We start from the raw sequence: 16,672 nt of genomic DNA on the forward strand, positions 1-16,672 counted from the left end.
ATAATTGAGCTGAGGTAATTGAATATCGTGAGAAACGGGCACAATACGTGCTCGTTTCATTTTATTTCCACATATATTACTGCGTTCGAGTTCTGACGTCTCCTCTCGTATGCCTCTCGTCTATACGGCAGGCGAGGAGCCTGTTGATACAGATATGCTGTGCTGCTGCCCGTCTCGGTGTGGTTATCTAAGGCGCCTAGCTGCTAGTTCGTTAGTGGCTGAGATCTGGTCGTTACGGGATTGCTTGTTTTTTTTATTGACCTCCACTTTGCTCCACTGCGTGTGGATACTCTGATTGGGATGGCGCAGGCCCGCGAGTTTTCCCTAATCTGGCGCCTTTTCCTCAGATTGTCAGGCGGTGGGCGTATGAAGCTGTATGCAGTGTTGTGAAAAAAAAGATTGGCACAAGGTGTGATTTTTACTCCACCGTATTTTCCCTTGATATTTAGCGGAAATTTAGAGGGAGAAACTGTGTTTTGCGCTTGATTATGGAGCAAAGTGGAGTAAAGTGGGGTTAACGCTGAAGAAAGGGGGTGTCAGATTGTTCCTTGGTACATACGAACCGCGTTTGGACGATAAGGGGCGTCTGATCCTCCCTGCCAAATATCGCGATCAGCTTCAAAGTGGATTGGTGATGACGCGAGGGCAAGAGCACTGCCTTTACGTCTTTCCGATGGCACAGTTCGAAGACATTGTGGCTCGGCTTCAGCACGCTCCTATGACGTCCAAGGAAGCGCGTACATACACTCGCGTGTTCCTGTCTGGAGCTAATGATCAAATCCCCGATAAGCAAGGGCGAATCACTATTCCCGTCGCCCTGCGCGAATACGCCGGGCTAGAGCGAGATCTCGCGGTTATCGGATCAGGATCTCATATCGAAGTGTGGGATTTGACGGCATGGAATGACTACCTACAGTCCAATGAGTCCGAATTCGCTGACCGCGAAGACGAACTCATCCCCGGAGTTTTTTAACGCACGGGGTGTGATTGGCCTTCTACCGATGTCCTGCGGTAATTCCCCAACTTCAGGGCAACGGTGGAGGACCAATAACACCCACGATTGATACAGAAAGGAGGATCGGTGCGTACCGCAGCTCATAATGCCTTACACACTCCGGTCCTCGCCCGAGTCTGTATTGATATATTGCGTCCAGCTCTCAGCGGTGAGAACCCTGTGTTAATCGACTGCACACTGGGTATGGGTGGGCATGCGGAGGCTTTCCTGACGGAGTTTCCCGCATTGCAGGTCATCGGTATTGATCGGGATTCACAAGCTATCTGCCTAGCTAGCGAGCGGCTCGCACCCTTCGGGCAGCGTTTTCATGCAGTGCACGCCACGTACGACGAGGTGGATCGGGTTGCTGCGCACTACGGCCGCGACGGATACGTTGATGCAGTATTCATGGATTTAGGCGTCTCCTCACTTCAACTTGACGATGCTGAGCGTGGCTTTTCGTATGCGCATGACGCTCCACTGGATATGCGGATGGATCTTACTCAGGGGCAATCGGCTGCTGAGCTGTTAGCTAAGGTTTCGCATGGCGAGCTGACGCACATCTTGCGTAGCTACGGAGAAGAAAAATGTGCCTCACGAATTGCGGCACAGATCCTCCGATACCGCGAGAATGAGCCAATCACCCGTACTGGTCAGCTTGTTTCTATTATCGATCAGGCGATGCCGGCACCAGCGCGTCGCTCTGGTGGGCATCCGGCGAAGCGAACCTTCCAGGCGTTACGCATTGCGGTGAACTCAGAGCTGGATGTGCTATCCGCAGCCATTTGGCGGGCCATTGAGTCTGTTCACATCGGTGGCAGGGTGCTCGTTGAGTCCTACCACTCGCTTGAAGATCGCATTGTCAAAGATGCCTTCACACAGGGGATGACGTCCTCGACTCCGAAGGGATTACCTGTCGAGCTCGACTCCCATAAACCATTCTTACGCGCCGTACATCGCGGTGCGTTAAAAGCAGACGCGGCAGAGATCGCTGCCAATCCGCGTAGCGCTTCTGTGCGGGTTCGGGCGGTTGAACGCATCGCTTCCACCCCCGATCATCTCTATGATCCGGATAACTATCGAGGTGTCTCATGAGCATCGCAGCACAACACAAACCCGGATGGGCAGTTCCCGCCTCACGTCCAGTCATCGAAATGCCTGGGCTGCGCGTTGTGCCAGCCCCCGCTCCAGCGCGCGGTTTCTTCGGAACTGTGTTGCTGTGCTTGGTGCTCTTTCTCGGCTCATTAGGCGTCGCATTTCACCTCAACACGCGCATGGTGCAGGGTGCATACGATCTAAAGAACATTAATGTGGAACTCAATGAAGTTTCTGCTCGGGAAGCAACGCTGGAGAAAGAAGCGATCACCGTTTCGACGCCGGCCGTCCTCAAAGCAAAGGCGCAGCAGTTGGGTCTTGTTCCGGCTGGTGCAGCTTTGCATATTGACCTCGAAACCGGGGTGATTACTGCTCCCGCGCCAGCATCGAACAACTAAGGATCCGTATGGCTGACACTGACCGCTCGGTAGGAGCAATCCTTATCGAGAGTTATCGTCGTGGCCTGGGGAAGGGGCTGGGCGCTGACCGCGCCGCGCGGATGATAACCCGCCGTCGATTGCGGCCGTTATTCGTCGTGCTCCTCGTCGTTGCGATGGTTCTGGGTGGGCGTCTGTTCTACCTCCAGGTTGTGCAGGCAGATACCCTAGCGCAGACAGCTCAGGAATTCCGTTCCCGCACCTATCCGCTGGAAGCCAAGCGGGGAGACATCGTCGATGCAAACGGAGCGATTCTTGCGACCTCTATCGAGCGCTATAACGTGCGGGCAGATCAAACCGAGATTGCAGATTACGTCTCGTATGACGATGACGGGAAAGTCGATGGTGCTGGTGCGGCGGCAGCAGCAAAAAAACTTGCCCCATTACTGCATATCGATCAAGCCGAATTGGGCGGGAAACTCTTAGTCAAGAGCGAGGCGTCCCGTTGGGAGCTGGTTGCCTCGGATATTTCCCCCGATGAATGGCGAGAAGTCAATGCCCTGGGAATACGAGGAATCTATCCAGAGCGCTTCATGCAACGCCAGTACCCCAACGGGACGACCGCAGGCACAATTTTGGGATATTTGGGCCAGACCGCAGAATCTAATACGATCTCGGGTCGAGCCGGTATTGAGCAGAGCTACAACGAAGTATTAGCTGGCCAGGAAGGTGAGCTTCAAGTTGAAGTTGGCCCTAGTGGCACGGTATTCCCACAAGCCGAACGGCATGAAACTCCGGCGGTAGACGGTGGAACCGTTCACTTGACCATTGATCGCGATTTGCAGCGCGCAGCCCAAGATGCGCTGGATGGTGTGGTCAGTGCTCAAGGAGCAGAATGGGGAACCTCAATCGTTATCGAGCGCGGCACCGGCCGTATTTTGGCCTTAGCTGATTCTAATTCGCCAGATCCGTCCAATCTTGCGGCAACCGATCCGTCGAATTGGAATTCTCGGGCAGTTTCCGCCCTCGTCGAACCCGGATCGACCGGAAAACTCATCACGTTCTCGTCGGCTATTAATGAAGGTGCTGTGACCCCGCGTGATGTTTTCCTATCGACCACGCCGATCCAAATGCCTAATGGTGAGGTCATTTCGGATAATAACCCCCATCCGGCAGAACGCCTGACGGTAGCCGGTATCTTGGCCTATTCGTACAACTCTGGTCTAGTGCAAATTGGTGATCGCATCCCAGATGCTAAACGCTACGAGTATATGAAAGCATTTGGGTTGGGGCAGCTAACCGGAATCGAATTGCCCGGAGAGCAAGCAGGTACTTTACACCCATACGAAAACTGGGGACCACGCGGGCACTACACGACCATGTTTGGTCAAGCCTGGAATCTGACGACCCTGCAGTTAGGGCAGATCGGTTCTGTTATCGCCAATGGTGGAGTGCTCATTCCGATTCATATTGTCGATGGGGTGGAAAGCGTGGATGGGCAATTCTCCTCATCGCCGGTGGCGCCATCCCGACAAGTGATTTCGGCGCAGTCTGCACAGACGATGATTCAGATGATGCAGGCGGTGACGGATATTAACTCCACCGGCTATCTCGCGCGGGTAAAGGGGTATAACGTTGCCGGTAAAACAGGTACGGCGCAGGTCCCGGATGCGAACGGCAACCTGACGAAGCGAGCCGGTACCTTCGTGGGTATGATCCCCGCTGAGGATCCTAAGATTATTTTTGCTTCTATCGTCTATAACGCGCGCGGTGCTGGTTATGGTGGCGATACGGCAGCGGTAGTTTTCGCCCATACGGCAGAGTTTGCCATGCGGCAGATGAAGATTCCGCCGTCAACTGTCCCGCTAGTGCGATTGCCGTGGTCGGAAAGCGAGTTAGCTGCTAATGGGAAGTAAATATGATTCCGGCATACGGCTGAGTGAATTGGCACGCCACCTGGGGACGCGCCATTATGGCGACGATGCCGTTATTCGTGGTGTGAGTGCCGATAATCGGACGATCACTGCCGGAGATCTGTTCATTGCTGGGCCAGGGGCGCGAGTCCATGCTGCCACATTTGCGCAGGCAGCCTGGCAATCCGGTGCAGTGGCCATCTGCACAGATCCAGCCGGCGCATTGATGATTCCGGCGGATATTCCGCGGGTGATTGTGGATCGGGTACCCCAACGGGCAGGGGAGATTGCCGCCATCGTCTTGGGCTATCCGAGCGCTGATTTGCATAGTTTTGCAGTGACGGGGACGAACGGCAAAACCACAACAACCTTCATGATTGACGATATTTTGCGTGCCTTGGGGCGAACAACGGGGCTGATTGGGACGGTTTGCGTCCGCATCGCTGGGAGTGACGTGCCGGCTGCCTTGACCACTCCGCAGCCGGTTGATCTGCAAAAGATGCTTGCTCAGTTGAGGCAACATCAGGGAACAGACCTCGTTATGGAAGTCTCCTCGCATGCTTTAGCGCAAGGGCGAACCCGCCCGTTGTGTTTTACGGTTGCGGGCTTTACTAATCTGACGCAGGATCACTTGGATTTCCACCAGACCTTTGAAGAATATTTTGCGGCTAAAGCGAAGCTGTTTGAGCCCTCCTACTGCCAGCGTGCAGTAGTGACGATTGATGATGAGTGGGGCGAACGGCTGTACCGTCAAGCCCACGCTGTACGCCCCGATGCCATAACGGCTTTATCTATGACGGGGAAAGCGGCCCAATGGCAGGTGCATCATCGGCACGGGCGTCCGTATTTAACGGGTCCGGTTGTGGATGAGCCAATGGAAATCCGCACGGATTTAGCTGGCGACTTTAACGAGGCGAATGCTGCTCTGGCGCTAGCTATGGTGCTAACCAGCGGAGTAGATCCACAGCTAGTTCGCGATATTGTTAGCCGTCGTGGAATCTCTCCGGTAGTGCCCGGGCGCATGGAAGCGGTGGGGCAGCACCCTTATACCGTCGTTGATTTTGCCCATAACACTGACGCACTTGAAAAAGCAATGACGGCAATGCGTGCGCAACGCCCGGACGGTCGGTTGATCGTCGTCAGTGGCTCGGCAGGAGATCGCGATAAATTAAAGCGCCCGATGATGGCCCAGGCTATTTCCCAGTGCGCCGATATGTTTATCGTGACTGATGATGACCCGCACGGTGAGGATCCGGCAAAGATTCGCTCTGAGGTGATCGCTGGAATCGTGCCTGGGGCAGTATGGAAGGAAATCCCTGATCGAGCACAGGCAATCGCGGCGGCCATTGCTTATGCTGACGATACGGACGCTATTTTAATTGCCGGACGTGGGCATGAGACCATTCAGGATGTCGCTGGTACGGCAGTGGAAATAGATGACCGAGTGGTCGCCCGCCAATGTCTAGCACAGCGTCAACAGGCACGGGAGAGCACATCATGATTCCTATTTCACTTGCCGAAGTGGCACAGGATACCAACGGGCGTATCCCCGAGCCGTCTTCTCCGTGCGCTCAGGAACTGATCTGCGCGGTAACCTCAGATAGCCGCACGGTTACTGGTGGAGAGCTCTTTGTAGCTATTGCTGGCGAACGGGTCAACGGTAATGATCTGGGTGCGAACGCGCTGGCTGCCGGTGCGCGGGCGGTGCTAACGGCTGATGAACAACGCGCTCGGAATGCTGGCGTGCCGCCTGAGCGCATGATCGTCGTTGATGATCCCATTGCCGCATTAGGGCGGTTAGCTCGCGAGAATTTAGTGCGTGCGCGAATAGCGAATCCGAATATGCGCGTCGTTGCGATTACCGGATCCGTCGGGAAAACAACGACGAAAGATCTCCTCGCGCTGCTGCTCGCTGGGCGGGGGCCGATTGTGGCACCCCCAGGGTCTTTTAATAACGAATTAGGCTTACCCTTAACTGTTTTACAGGTCGGCGCGGATACCGCGACCGTCGTGCTGGAAATGGGCGCAGATCATATTGGCAATATCGACTATTTGACGTCGATTGCCCCGCCGGATATTGCTGTTGTGCTAATCGTTGCCCGCGCACATCTGGGCGAATTCGGCGGAATTGAGAATGTAGCTCGTGCCAAGAGCGAACTCGTAACCGGCACTCGCCCGCAAGGCACGGTGATATTGAATCGTGATGATGAGCGGGTCCGTCAGATGGCGGATATGGCACATACTCCGGTGGTGTTTTTCGGGGCAGAAGGCGATGTGTATGCCACTGATATTCAGATAACGGATCGTGGGTGTGCGCAGTTCCAGCTACATACCCCACGTGGGTGCGCGCCGGTGCGATTAGGGCTGGTGGGCGAACATCACGTCACGAATGCCTGTGCGGCGGCGGCTGTCGGGCATGTCTGCCAGATGACTCCGGGGCAGATAGCGGAGATTCTCACTGATTGCCAGCCAGGAAGCCCGCACCGTATGGCGGTTTCGGAGGGTGACGGGATCACCATTATTGATGATTCCTACAACGCTAATCCAGATTCTATGCGTGCTGGGATTGCCGCACTGGCCATGCTGGGAGCTGGCCGGCGCACAGTTGCAATTCTCGGTCAAATGCTGGAATTAGGGGAGGAATCGGAGGCAGAACACGCCGCATTAGGGCGGGTCCTCCACGAGAAGGGGATTGACGTGCTGGTCACTGTCGGCTCGGGTATGGAAGCCTGTGAAAAAGCGGCACGAAGGGTCGGTATTGAGGTGTATCACGTGCAGGTGAATACGGCAACGCAGCAACTTCACCAGATTTTGCGTCCTCATGACGTAGTCTTACTAAAAGGTTCTAATGGATCAGGAGTGTGGCGCATTGCAGATGCGCTGGTAAGGAAGGCTAGCTAGAGATGCTCTCAATCCTCGTTGCGGCTGCCACGTCACTGATTCTTTCGCTGTTTGGTACGCCGTTATTCATCCGGTTATTGCGCAAGCGATCGTATGGCCAATTCATCCGAGAAGATGGGCCGACGACGCATTTGGTCAAACGTGGAACTCCTACTATGGGCGGCATCATCATTATTTTTGCTACGCTCATCGGGTACATCACCGCGAATATCACCGCAGCGCGAATGCCAAATGCTTCTGGTGTTTTGCTGCTTGGATTATTCGTCGGCTTGGGAATCGTCGGTTTCTTAGATGATTTTGCCAAGGTGCGCAATGAACGATCTTTGGGGCTTTCCCCGTGGGCAAAAATTATTGGTCAGGGGATAGTGGGCGTATCTTTTGCGGTCGGCGCTCTGCAGTTCCGCAATGAGCTATATCGGACTCCGGGAACACTGCATATCTCGATTGTGCGCGACACCAAAATGTCGCTGGCTTTTGCGGGCATTACCGTCGGGGTCATGCTCTTTATTCTGTGGTCGAATTTCCTTATCACCGCGTGGTCCAACGGGGTCAATCTCACGGACGGCCTAGATGGTTTAGCGGCCGGTGCTTCAGTTATCGCTTTCGGCTCATATACTGTGATGACGATTTGGCAGTCCTATCAGTCTTGCCAGTCAATTGTGAATCCAGATCGAGGCTGTTATGACGTTCGAGATCCTCGCGATGTCGCCATTATCTGCGCTGCGATTGTGGGCGCATGTTTAGGCTTCTTATGGCATAACACCTCTCCGGCAGCAATCTTCATGGGGGATACGGGATCACTTGCCCTTGGGGGCGCTTTCGCTGGTGTGTCGATCTTGACCCAAACGGAAATTTTGGCTGTTCTCATCGGCGGGCTATTCGTGATTGTTGTTATGTCCGATGTGATTCAAATTGGAGTGTTCAAAGCAACCCGGAAACGGGTGTTCCGTATGGCTCCGCTCCACCATCATTTTGAGCTTAAAGGCTGGAAAGAGGTCACAATTGTTGTCCGGTTCTGGCTGATTGAGATTCTCTTAGCGGCGGCTGGCATGGGGTTGTTCTACGCAGAATGGTTGGCACGGCAATGAATTCACGGATTCCTGGTGCAGCCCAGTTTTCTGGGAAGCGAGTCGCAGTACTTGGTTTAGGGCTGTCGGGTCAAGCAGCAATTCAGGCTTTGCTGGACCACACTGAAGCAATCGTCAGCGCCTGGGATGGGCGTTCGCAGGCACTTTCGCAATGCGCGGCAATTAGCGAACATCAGCTTGATTGTGGTTCTCATGATGATCCTGCGCAGTTAGTTCAGCTCATTCAGTGCTGGCAACCCGATGAGGTCGTCATCTCTCCGGCTTTTGAACAGACGGGAATAGTCTGGCAGGTACTACGCGCGGCAGGCATCCGAGTGTATTCAGAGATTGAACTGGCGTGGCAGTTGCGAGCCGTTGATGATGCCGGAAACTATGCGCCGTGGTTGTGCGTGACGGGTACAAATGGGAAAACGACTACCGTGTCGATGCTGGCGCATATCCTGAATGCGGCTGGTTTGCGTGCACAAGCGATTGGCAACGTCGGGAATCCGGCAGTGAGCGCAGTATCAGATTGCTCAGCACAGGCTGCTCAGGCTTTTGCCGTGGAGTTATCGTCTTTCCAACTGGCAGCAACGCAATCGCTGGCAGCACATGCGGCGGTTTGTTTGAACTTTGCTGACGACCATCTGGAATGGCATGGGAGTCGAGAGGAATATCTTGCCGCAAAAGCTCGTATTTTCCAGCGAGCTGACCATGTGCTGATGCCGGTTTCGGACCCCTATGTTGCACAGATGGTGGCAATGCACGTGCCGGATGACGTGCGCTGCATAGGGCTTTCGCTGGGTGCGCCTGCCGCATATCAGATGGGGATAGTAGAAGAACTTGTATTGGACCGCGTCTACGCTCCGGGGGCACCTGAGAATGCCGAGGTTTTGTTTACTTTCGATGACATCCGGCATTTGAGTCCAGAAGGGGCTTTGGGCGCCCATATCATCCAAGACGCTATCGCGGCAGCCGGATTGGCGCGCACAATAGGGGTGGATAGTCCACTAATTAGCACAGCATTGCGATCCTTCCAGATCGGTCACCATCGAATTGAGACGGTTGGCATGGTTGACGACGTGCGCTACATTGACGATTCAAAAGCAACGAATGCTCATGCGGCCTTTGCCTCGCTAATCTCCTTGGATCGTGTGGTGTGGATTGTTGGCGGGCAGGCCAAAGGGGCACGCTTTGACGAACTTGTCGCAAAAGTTGCACATCGCCTGCGGGCTGTTGTCGTCATTGGTGTCGATCAAGAGCCGTGGCGGGCAGCGCTTGCCCAACTGGATGTGCCAGTAACCTATATTGCCCCCGATAGCGCTGACCCGATGGGGGAGGCGGTCACTGCAGCCCAGGGTTATGCCGAGCCAGGTGATACCGTCATTTTGGCTCCGGCTTGTGCCTCTTTAGATCAGTTCACCTCCTATGCCGAGCGGGGGCAGCGTTTTACCGCGTCGGTGGAGGGATTGGTTCAGAACGGATGACGCAGGTGGGAGCGGCACGCGAAGATACGGAACGGGCACGGCGGGATAAAGTCCAGCAGGCCCTCGTTGTCATGCTGCTATCTACTTTAGTGCTGACGTTATTGGGCGTGCTCATGGTGTTTTCGGCAACAGCTCCGGCTTCCATTGGGTTAGTGGATGCTGATCCGACGCAGCGCCTGTTTTCTATCGCGATTCGGCAAATGATTTGGAGTGTCGCTGGGATCTTCTTCGGGATCATTTTGGCGATGATTCCCTATACGTTCACCCGACGCTATGCACATCTGTTTTTGGCTTTAGGGTGTTTGCTGCAAGCTGGAGTGCTGCTCCAAGGCGGCGAAGGCGCAAACGGAAATAATAACTGGTTACATCTGGGCCCTGTCGTCATCCAGCCTTCTGAGTTCCTCAAACTGGCAATGATTGTCTGGTTAGCGCACATGCTGGCCCGCCTACAGCTTGAGGAAATTAAGAATCTGCGAACTCTCGTCATCCCTGGTTTAGGTTTCACTATTGCTGTTGGTCTGGTTGCTGCCGGGCAAGATATGGGAACGGCCATCATCTATGCGCTTATCGCTATTGGGATGTTCTGGTTGGCGGGAATGCGCGGCTGGCACATGCTTTCCTTGCTCTTTGTTGCCGGTGTAGCCACTGGTGTTTTGCTGCTCTCCAAGCCCTCGCGTATTCGGCGCGTGGGGGAGTTCATCTCCGGGCTGTTTACGTTGCCAGATATTGATTCTCCAACCCAGACCGACTACGCGCAGTTCGCTTTCGGTTCGGGAGGGCTGACGGGGGTTGGAATCGGCGCAGGCAAAGAAAAATGGCGTGATCTATCTGAAGCGCATACCGATTTTATTTACGCGGTCATTGGTGAAGAGCTGGGATTATTTGGTGTCGTCACCGTCATTGTCTTGTTTTTAGCGTTGGGCTGGGCGCTCATCCGGATCGCTATGTACCACCAGGATCGCTACGCTCAGCTTTTAGCTATTGGCGCATTGCTGTGGCTGTGTGGGCAAGCCTTATCGAATATGTGCGTGGTTACGGGTTTATTGCCGGTTTTCGGTGTGCCTCTGCCTTTCGTGTCGATGGGTGGATCGTCGATGATCGCTACCTTGATGATGGTTGGTTGTGTTAGTGCGTGCGCTCTGGGCGTACCCGGTGTCAAGGATAGCTGGCGAGTTCGCGGTAGGCTTGCTCAAGGAGTACGGACGCTAGTCAGGAGGAAGCAGTCGTGAGTGCGAGTATCGTCTTAGCTGGCGGTGGCACAGCCGGTCATGTTAATCCTTTGTTGGCTACTGCCCATGCGATTAGCGAGTTATCCCCTCAGACGCAGATCGTTGCGGTGGGTACGGCTGGAGGGTTAGAGACGGATCTCGTCCCGCAGGCGGGATACCAGTTGGAGACGATCCCGCGTGTGCCGATGCCACGGCGTCCCTCTGCGGATCTGCTTCGTATGCCACGGCATTTGGCTCAAGCGGTGCGGGCCGCCGGTGAAATCCTAGATCGGTATCACGCTAATGTGGTGATCGGATTTGGCGGGTATGCCGCAACTCCGGTGTATTTAGCTGCGCGTAAGCGGCGTATTCCGGTTATCGTTCATGAAGGCAATGCGCGCCCTGGTTTGGCAAATAAGCTCGGCGCTCGGTTTGCGGCGACGGTGGCTTTAACTTTCCCCTCGACTCCGTTGCGAGCTCAGCGGGGGATTACCGTGTGTGTGGGTCTACCGTTGCGGGCGGAAATTGAGCATTTGGCGACGCGACCTGGCGGGCGGGCGGCTATTCGTAAAGAGGCTGCGCAGCGTTTTGGGTTAGACCCACAGCAGCCCACTTTGCTCATTACCGGTGGATCCTCGGGAGCACAGCACCTCAATGAAGTGCTATGTGAGGTGGCAAACGAGATCCGTCAGGCTGGTGTGCAGGTTATTCATGTCACTGGCCGCGGTAAGGATGAGTTAGTGCGCAGTGCGGCACCAGATGATCGCTATGTGGTGTTGGATTATCTGACGGATATGGATTACGCCTATGCGGCGTCCGATTTGGTTATCACCCGAGCTGGCGCCGGGATGGTGGCGGAGGTTTCTGCGGTGGGCCTGCCAGCAGTGTTTGTCCCACTTCCTATCGGTAATGGCGAACAGGAGCTGAACGCAAAAGACGTTGTTAACGCTGGTGGCGCCATGCTAATTCGCAATAAACAGTTCACTGCCCAAGTCGTTCGAGAGCAGATTTTGCCGCTCTTCCACGGTGGTACGTTGACGCAGATGTCAGAACAAGCCCGTGGGGTTTCCCCTTTGGACGCTGCCGGGCGATTAGCCAAAATGGCCCTGCGGCTCGTGGGAGTGACGCAATGATCTATCATCTGATCGGTGCCGGTGGCGCTGGAATGAGCGTTGTTGGGCAATTACTCTGTGCGCGTGGCGAGCACGTCAGCGGCTCAGATCGGTCACATTCGGCCAATTTAGATCGGTTGCGCGCTGCTGGGGCAACGGTGTACGTCGGGCATCAAGGCGAGCATGTTCCCGATGATGCCGTCATTGTGGTTTCCTCGGCAATTAGGGAGGATAATCCGGAGCTGGTGCGGGCTCGAGAACTGGGGCTAGAGGTTATCCATCGTTCCCAAGCGCTCGCGCGGGCGGCCTGTGATCGAGATTTTGTGGCGGTTGCTGGGGCGCATGGAAAGACGTCAACCTCAGCAATGCTGTCAGTGGCTTTAGAGAGCCTGGGGCGAGATCCTTCGCGTGCTATTGGCGGCAATCTTGCTGGCGGGTTGAGTGGCGCCCACTTGGGTAGCGGTCCGGTGTTTATTGCGGAGGCTGATGAATCCGACGGATCGTTTTTGAACTATACTCCGCGCATTGCCATCGTCACGAATGTTGAGCCAGATCATCTGGATCACTATGGCTCGCAGGAGGCTTTTGAACAGGCCTTTGTTGACTTTGCTCATCGCATTGAATTTGGTGGTTTGCTGATTTGTTGTGCGGATTCCCCAGGGGCGTGGGCCTTGGCTCAGCAGGCGCGAGCTGCTGGAATTCGTACATGGACTTATGGGGTAGGTGCTGGGTTAGAGCACCATGCCAGTATTGAGATTCTCGATCCGAGTCGTGCGCGGGTGACTTTCCGTGGGGTGCCGGCAGAACTGCACTTATCCGTCCCCGGCAATCACAATCTATTGAACGCCACGGCAGCTCTGCTCGCAGGTGTTGAACTGGGTGAAGAGCTGCATCAGATGGCGCAGGCATTGGCGGCTTTCCGTGGGACGGGTCGGCGTTTTGAACAGCGTGCTGAGGTAGCTGGGCGCCGGATTATTGACGATTATGCCCACCATCCCACCGAGGTTCGGGCAACGTTGATAACTGCGCGTGAGCAGGTTGCCGCCACGGGTGGGCGAGTGTGTGTCCTGTTCCAGCCGCATTTGTATTCTCGGACCCAGATTTTTGCTCAAGAATTCGCGCAGGCATTAGCATTGGCTGACGAGGTGGTGGTTACCTCGGTATATGCCGCACGGGAAGAACCGTCGGCGGGGGCTGAAGCTGATGTGATTACAGCCCATTTACCAGGTGCGCATTATGTTCCAGATCGGTATGAAGCGGCAGCGCGTATCGCTCAGTTATCGCAATCGGGGGATATTATCCTGACGATGGGGGCGGGTGACGTCACGGAGTTAGCTGACGAGATCGCGGACGGTGTGCGATGAGAGCACCGCGCCAGCCACGCAAACCGCAACGTTTGACGCCACAGTCTCCGGCAGAGCGCCTCGCTGGAGGGGAGATTGAATCATCGCGTACACCCCAGCCTCAGGATTATATTCCGACGGCTGCCGGCGAGTATTCCGAGTGGATAGATGATGAAGATGACTGGGAGGACGAGCCGAGCGCTCCCAGTGTGCATCCTGATTATTGGCAGGAGCACCGCGCGCGAGATCTTCCGGCTGCGGGTGCGTCTACCTCGGATACACTACACGAAACTGATAATGATTCGTTAAGAGGGGCAAAACGGTGGTTGCGCGGTGGGTTCTTTTCCGGTGACGCCCAGGCGCACGATGACGAGTCTGCTCCTGATGAGGGCGCAGTTTCTGATGAGCCGCGCCGCTGTGCTCCGTGGGCACGCTGGCGACGCCGATTCTCCGTATCGGGTGAGCAAAATTCTGCCGCCGATGAGGTAACGCGAGATACCGACGAGGTAGCACATGATGCGGAGCTCGTGAGGGCAGAATCCTTCTCTTATGCTTTTGCTGGTGATTCCCAGGAGCTTTCTGCGCACGCACAGGTGGAAACAACAAGCGCCGTGCCAGAGGATTCTGATAAAACAGGTGTGAGCGCTTGGGTGCATAATCTGCGTTCGACCTGGGGCAGACGATTTTCCAAGAAAGGTTCATCGGAAACCATCTCTGATGAGGTGGCGGCACGTCGGCGCGAACGCGAACGCGAACGGTGGCGGCTGCGCTCGAAGCGGGTGGCAATACTTGGTGGAATCGTCGTATTCGTAGGCGTGCTTGCCTGGGTGCTATGCGCGTCACCGCTGTTGCGCTACCACTATCATGCCGAACAGATTTCCGGTTATGCGGAGAACACCATTGTCAATCACACCGAATTAGAGCAAATTCTTGCTCAGTATGATGGCGAATCTTTGGTAACACTGCGCGGATCGAGTATTGAAGCGGAGATTTTGGAGAAGATTCCGGAGATCGCGGCTGTTGACGTCGCGAAGAAATATCCGTCGGGTATGCGGGTGCATATTACCGAGGAGATTCCAGTGGCGTGCTTGACGCAGGATAAAACATGCATTGCAGTGGCTGGAGATGGGACGCAATTGCGGCTCAGCCCGGATCGAGCCAATACGTTACCGCATGTTGAGGTGGCCGAAGGTGTGGATCGCACGTCGGGAATCGCGGAAGCTTTACAGGTATTACGGACGATTTCTGCGCCGACGCGCTCGCGTGTAACGAATGTGTCAGTGGCTAAGGGAAATCTGATGACCCTGCGCTTAAATGAGGGGCAAACAGTGTTTTGGGGTGGCGTGGAACGCGCTGATTTCAAAGCCCGAGTCCTCGATGCGCTTGTGACCCATCCGGCACATTATTATGACGTTTCTGTGCCAGATGCGCCGGTAAGTAAATAAATAATCGCTATTGAGTTGTTGCGCTACGCATTTTGTTGTGTGCAGTTTTGCTGGAGTTGCGGTGGATTTTGTGCGATATTATCGCCGACGATATGAGCTAAACCTGCACTTGAACGCGCAATAGCCAATGTGATTATGCTGGCCGTTGGTGTTTGTGCGGAATTTTAGCAGGATCATCCCAATGCTAGCCGCTACGTCAATATGGGGCAGTAGTCCTCCTCATCTTGTTTCCCCAGTATGGTTTCACGTCATTACTTGCTGTCCTATGCGCACGCACGGATGTGTGTTGTTGAGATGAGGTACTCGATCCCGCTGATAGGAATTTTTGCAGGGGCACGGCGAATATTCTGATTGTCCTGCCTGCTATGCCGATAAAATCGCAGCGACGAAATTAGCAACACGCCGCTTTGGTCATTGATTTTACGGCAAATGCTCTCTATTTTTTCCGCGAGGTTAGAGTCGTAAAACTTCAAGTACAGCTTGAGGTTTGGAAGGAAAGACGATGTGCTCTGCAATGAACAACACGGCGAATATTAAGGTTGTCGGCGTCGGCGGCGGTGGCGTCAACGCAATTGATCGGATGATTCAAGATGGCCTGGCAGGCGTGGACTTTATTGCCGTCAATACCGATAGCCAGTCATTGATGAAATCGGAAGCTCATGTCAAGCTCGATATTGGTCAAAAAGTCTCCAATGGTTTAGGAGCAGGCGCGGATCCGACGGTGGGTAAGCGTGCCGCTGAGGAGAACTTGGAGCTCGTCGTCGAGGCTATTCGTGGCTCAGATATGGTTTTTGTGACTGCTGGTGAAGGCGGCGGAACGGGAACGGGAGCGGCGCCTGTGATTGCACGGGCAGCCCGTGAAGATGGCGCGTTGACGGTAGGCGTGGTCACTCGTCCGTTCTCCCATGAAGGCTTACAGCGTACCCGTAATGCTGATTCTGGTATTACGGAACTGCGTGAAGCTGTCGATACGTTGATTGTTATTCCGAATGATCGTCTGCTGGAGACGACGGAAGAAGATCTGTCCATCATGGATGCTTATCGAATGGCCGATAAGGTTCTCTATGATGGCGTGAAGGGCATCTCTGACCTCATCACGAAGCCCGGTGAGATCAATTTGGATTTTGCTGACGTCAAAGCAATCATGAAGGGTGCTGGCACGGCATTGATGGGTATTGGTTCAGCAACCGGCCCAGATCGCGCTTTGCGGGCAACAGAGAACGCGATTTCTTCTCCGCTTTTGGAGGCGCGTATTGATGGTGCGCATGGCGTGCTTTTGTCTTTCACTGCGTCAACGGATTTCACGCTGCGGGAGCACGCTGAGGCCTCGCAGTTGGTGAAGGAAGCTGTCGATCCTAACGCGAATATCATTATTGGTTTGAATATCGACGAATCCCTTGGTGATGAGGTCCAGGTGACGGTTATTGCCGCTGGATTTGATGAGGCTGCGGATTACCTCATCCAGAACACTCCATCAACGGCGAAGCATGCGTCAACAACTCCGATTCCCGTGGTTCCGGAGACTGAGGGTGAGGATCGTTTGCCGGGGCAGGTCAATAAAGCAGAGGCGGTAGTTGAGCCGCCAGCAGTGGAGACTCCGGTTGTGCGCCCGCGGGTCACTCGCACCGAAGCAGAGCCAATCTCTTTGGTTCCGCCGGTGGAAGAGCGTCCGACGCGGCGTCCCGATCTAGATATTCCGCCCTTCCTCTTCGGTGATGAATAAGGATTAA

13 protein-coding genes are annotated in these 16,672 nt (G+C 54.9%); all 13 read left to right on the top strand.

Annotated features, from left to right (window positions below; genetic code table 11):
- Window positions 1-541: 541 nt before the first annotated feature.
- The 13 genes from mraZ to ftsZ all read left to right on the top strand — a co-directional run bounded on the left by mraZ (window position 542) and on the right by ftsZ (window position 16,665).
- On the top strand, window positions 542-973 hold the full coding sequence (mraZ, locus tag ACLHIL_RS01570; protein ID WP_411296148.1) for a division/cell wall cluster transcriptional repressor MraZ: 432 nt from the start codon (window positions 542-544) through the stop codon (window positions 971-973).
- Between the two features lie 108 nt (window positions 974-1,081).
- The gene (gene rsmH, locus ACLHIL_RS01575) at window positions 1,082-2,089 is read left to right on the top strand and encodes a 16S rRNA (cytosine(1402)-N(4))-methyltransferase RsmH (RefSeq protein ID WP_411296149.1); all 1,008 of its coding nucleotides are present in this window, start codon (window positions 1,082-1,084) and stop codon (window positions 2,087-2,089) included.
- On the top strand, window positions 2,086-2,487 hold the full coding sequence (locus ACLHIL_RS01580; protein WP_411296150.1) for a hypothetical protein: 402 nt from the start codon (window positions 2,086-2,088) through the stop codon (window positions 2,485-2,487). The genes rsmH and ACLHIL_RS01580 overlap by 4 nt, the downstream gene beginning before the upstream one ends.
- Before the next feature lie 8 nt (window positions 2,488-2,495).
- The gene (locus ACLHIL_RS01585) at window positions 2,496-4,382 is read left to right on the top strand and encodes a peptidoglycan D,D-transpeptidase FtsI family protein (RefSeq protein WP_411296151.1); all 1,887 of its coding nucleotides are present in this window, start codon (window positions 2,496-2,498) and stop codon (window positions 4,380-4,382) included.
- Window positions 4,372-5,880 carry a UDP-N-acetylmuramoyl-L-alanyl-D-glutamate--2,6-diaminopimelate ligase gene (locus ACLHIL_RS01590; protein WP_411296152.1) on the top strand — a complete coding sequence of 503 codons (1,509 nt, stop codon included), beginning with the start codon at window positions 4,372-4,374 and terminating at the stop codon, window positions 5,878-5,880. Before ACLHIL_RS01585 ends, ACLHIL_RS01590 begins: the two co-directional genes overlap by 11 nt.
- Entirely contained in the window at window positions 5,877-7,280 is a 1,404-nt protein-coding gene (locus ACLHIL_RS01595) for a UDP-N-acetylmuramoyl-tripeptide--D-alanyl-D-alanine ligase (RefSeq protein WP_411296154.1), read from the top strand. The genes ACLHIL_RS01590 and ACLHIL_RS01595 overlap by 4 nt, the downstream gene beginning before the upstream one ends.
- A gap of 2 nt (window positions 7,281-7,282) precedes the next feature.
- A complete protein-coding gene (mraY, locus tag ACLHIL_RS01600) occupies window positions 7,283-8,368 on the top strand; it encodes a phospho-N-acetylmuramoyl-pentapeptide-transferase (RefSeq protein WP_411296156.1) in 1,086 nt (361 codons plus the stop codon).
- On the top strand, window positions 8,365-9,834 hold the full coding sequence (gene murD, locus ACLHIL_RS01605; protein ID WP_411296158.1) for a UDP-N-acetylmuramoyl-L-alanine--D-glutamate ligase: 1,470 nt from the start codon (window positions 8,365-8,367) through the stop codon (window positions 9,832-9,834). The genes mraY and murD overlap by 4 nt, the downstream gene beginning before the upstream one ends.
- On the top strand, window positions 9,831-11,063 hold the full coding sequence (locus ACLHIL_RS01610; RefSeq protein WP_411296160.1) for an FtsW/RodA/SpoVE family cell cycle protein: 1,233 nt from the start codon (window positions 9,831-9,833) through the stop codon (window positions 11,061-11,063). The genes murD and ACLHIL_RS01610 overlap by 4 nt, the downstream gene beginning before the upstream one ends.
- A complete protein-coding gene (gene murG / locus ACLHIL_RS01615) occupies window positions 11,060-12,175 on the top strand; it encodes an undecaprenyldiphospho-muramoylpentapeptide beta-N-acetylglucosaminyltransferase (protein ID WP_411296162.1) in 1,116 nt (371 codons plus the stop codon). The genes ACLHIL_RS01610 and murG overlap by 4 nt, the downstream gene beginning before the upstream one ends.
- On the top strand, window positions 12,172-13,518 hold the full coding sequence (murC, locus tag ACLHIL_RS01620; RefSeq protein ID WP_411296164.1) for a UDP-N-acetylmuramate--L-alanine ligase: 1,347 nt from the start codon (window positions 12,172-12,174) through the stop codon (window positions 13,516-13,518). The genes murG and murC overlap by 4 nt, the downstream gene beginning before the upstream one ends.
- Window positions 13,515-14,942, top strand: a complete 1,428-nt coding sequence (locus tag ACLHIL_RS01625) for a cell division protein FtsQ/DivIB (RefSeq protein WP_411296166.1) — start codon at window positions 13,515-13,517, stop codon at window positions 14,940-14,942. The genes murC and ACLHIL_RS01625 overlap by 4 nt, the downstream gene beginning before the upstream one ends.
- A gap of 502 nt (window positions 14,943-15,444) precedes the next feature.
- Entirely contained in the window at window positions 15,445-16,665 is a 1,221-nt protein-coding gene (ftsZ, locus tag ACLHIL_RS01630; RefSeq protein ID WP_411296168.1) for a cell division protein FtsZ, read from the top strand.
- Window positions 16,666-16,672: the final 7 nt, after the last annotated feature.

The sequence above is a fragment of the Trueperella sp. LYQ143 genome (assembly GCF_046599595.1).
Lineage (GTDB): Bacteria > Actinomycetota > Actinomycetes > Actinomycetales > Actinomycetaceae > Trueperella.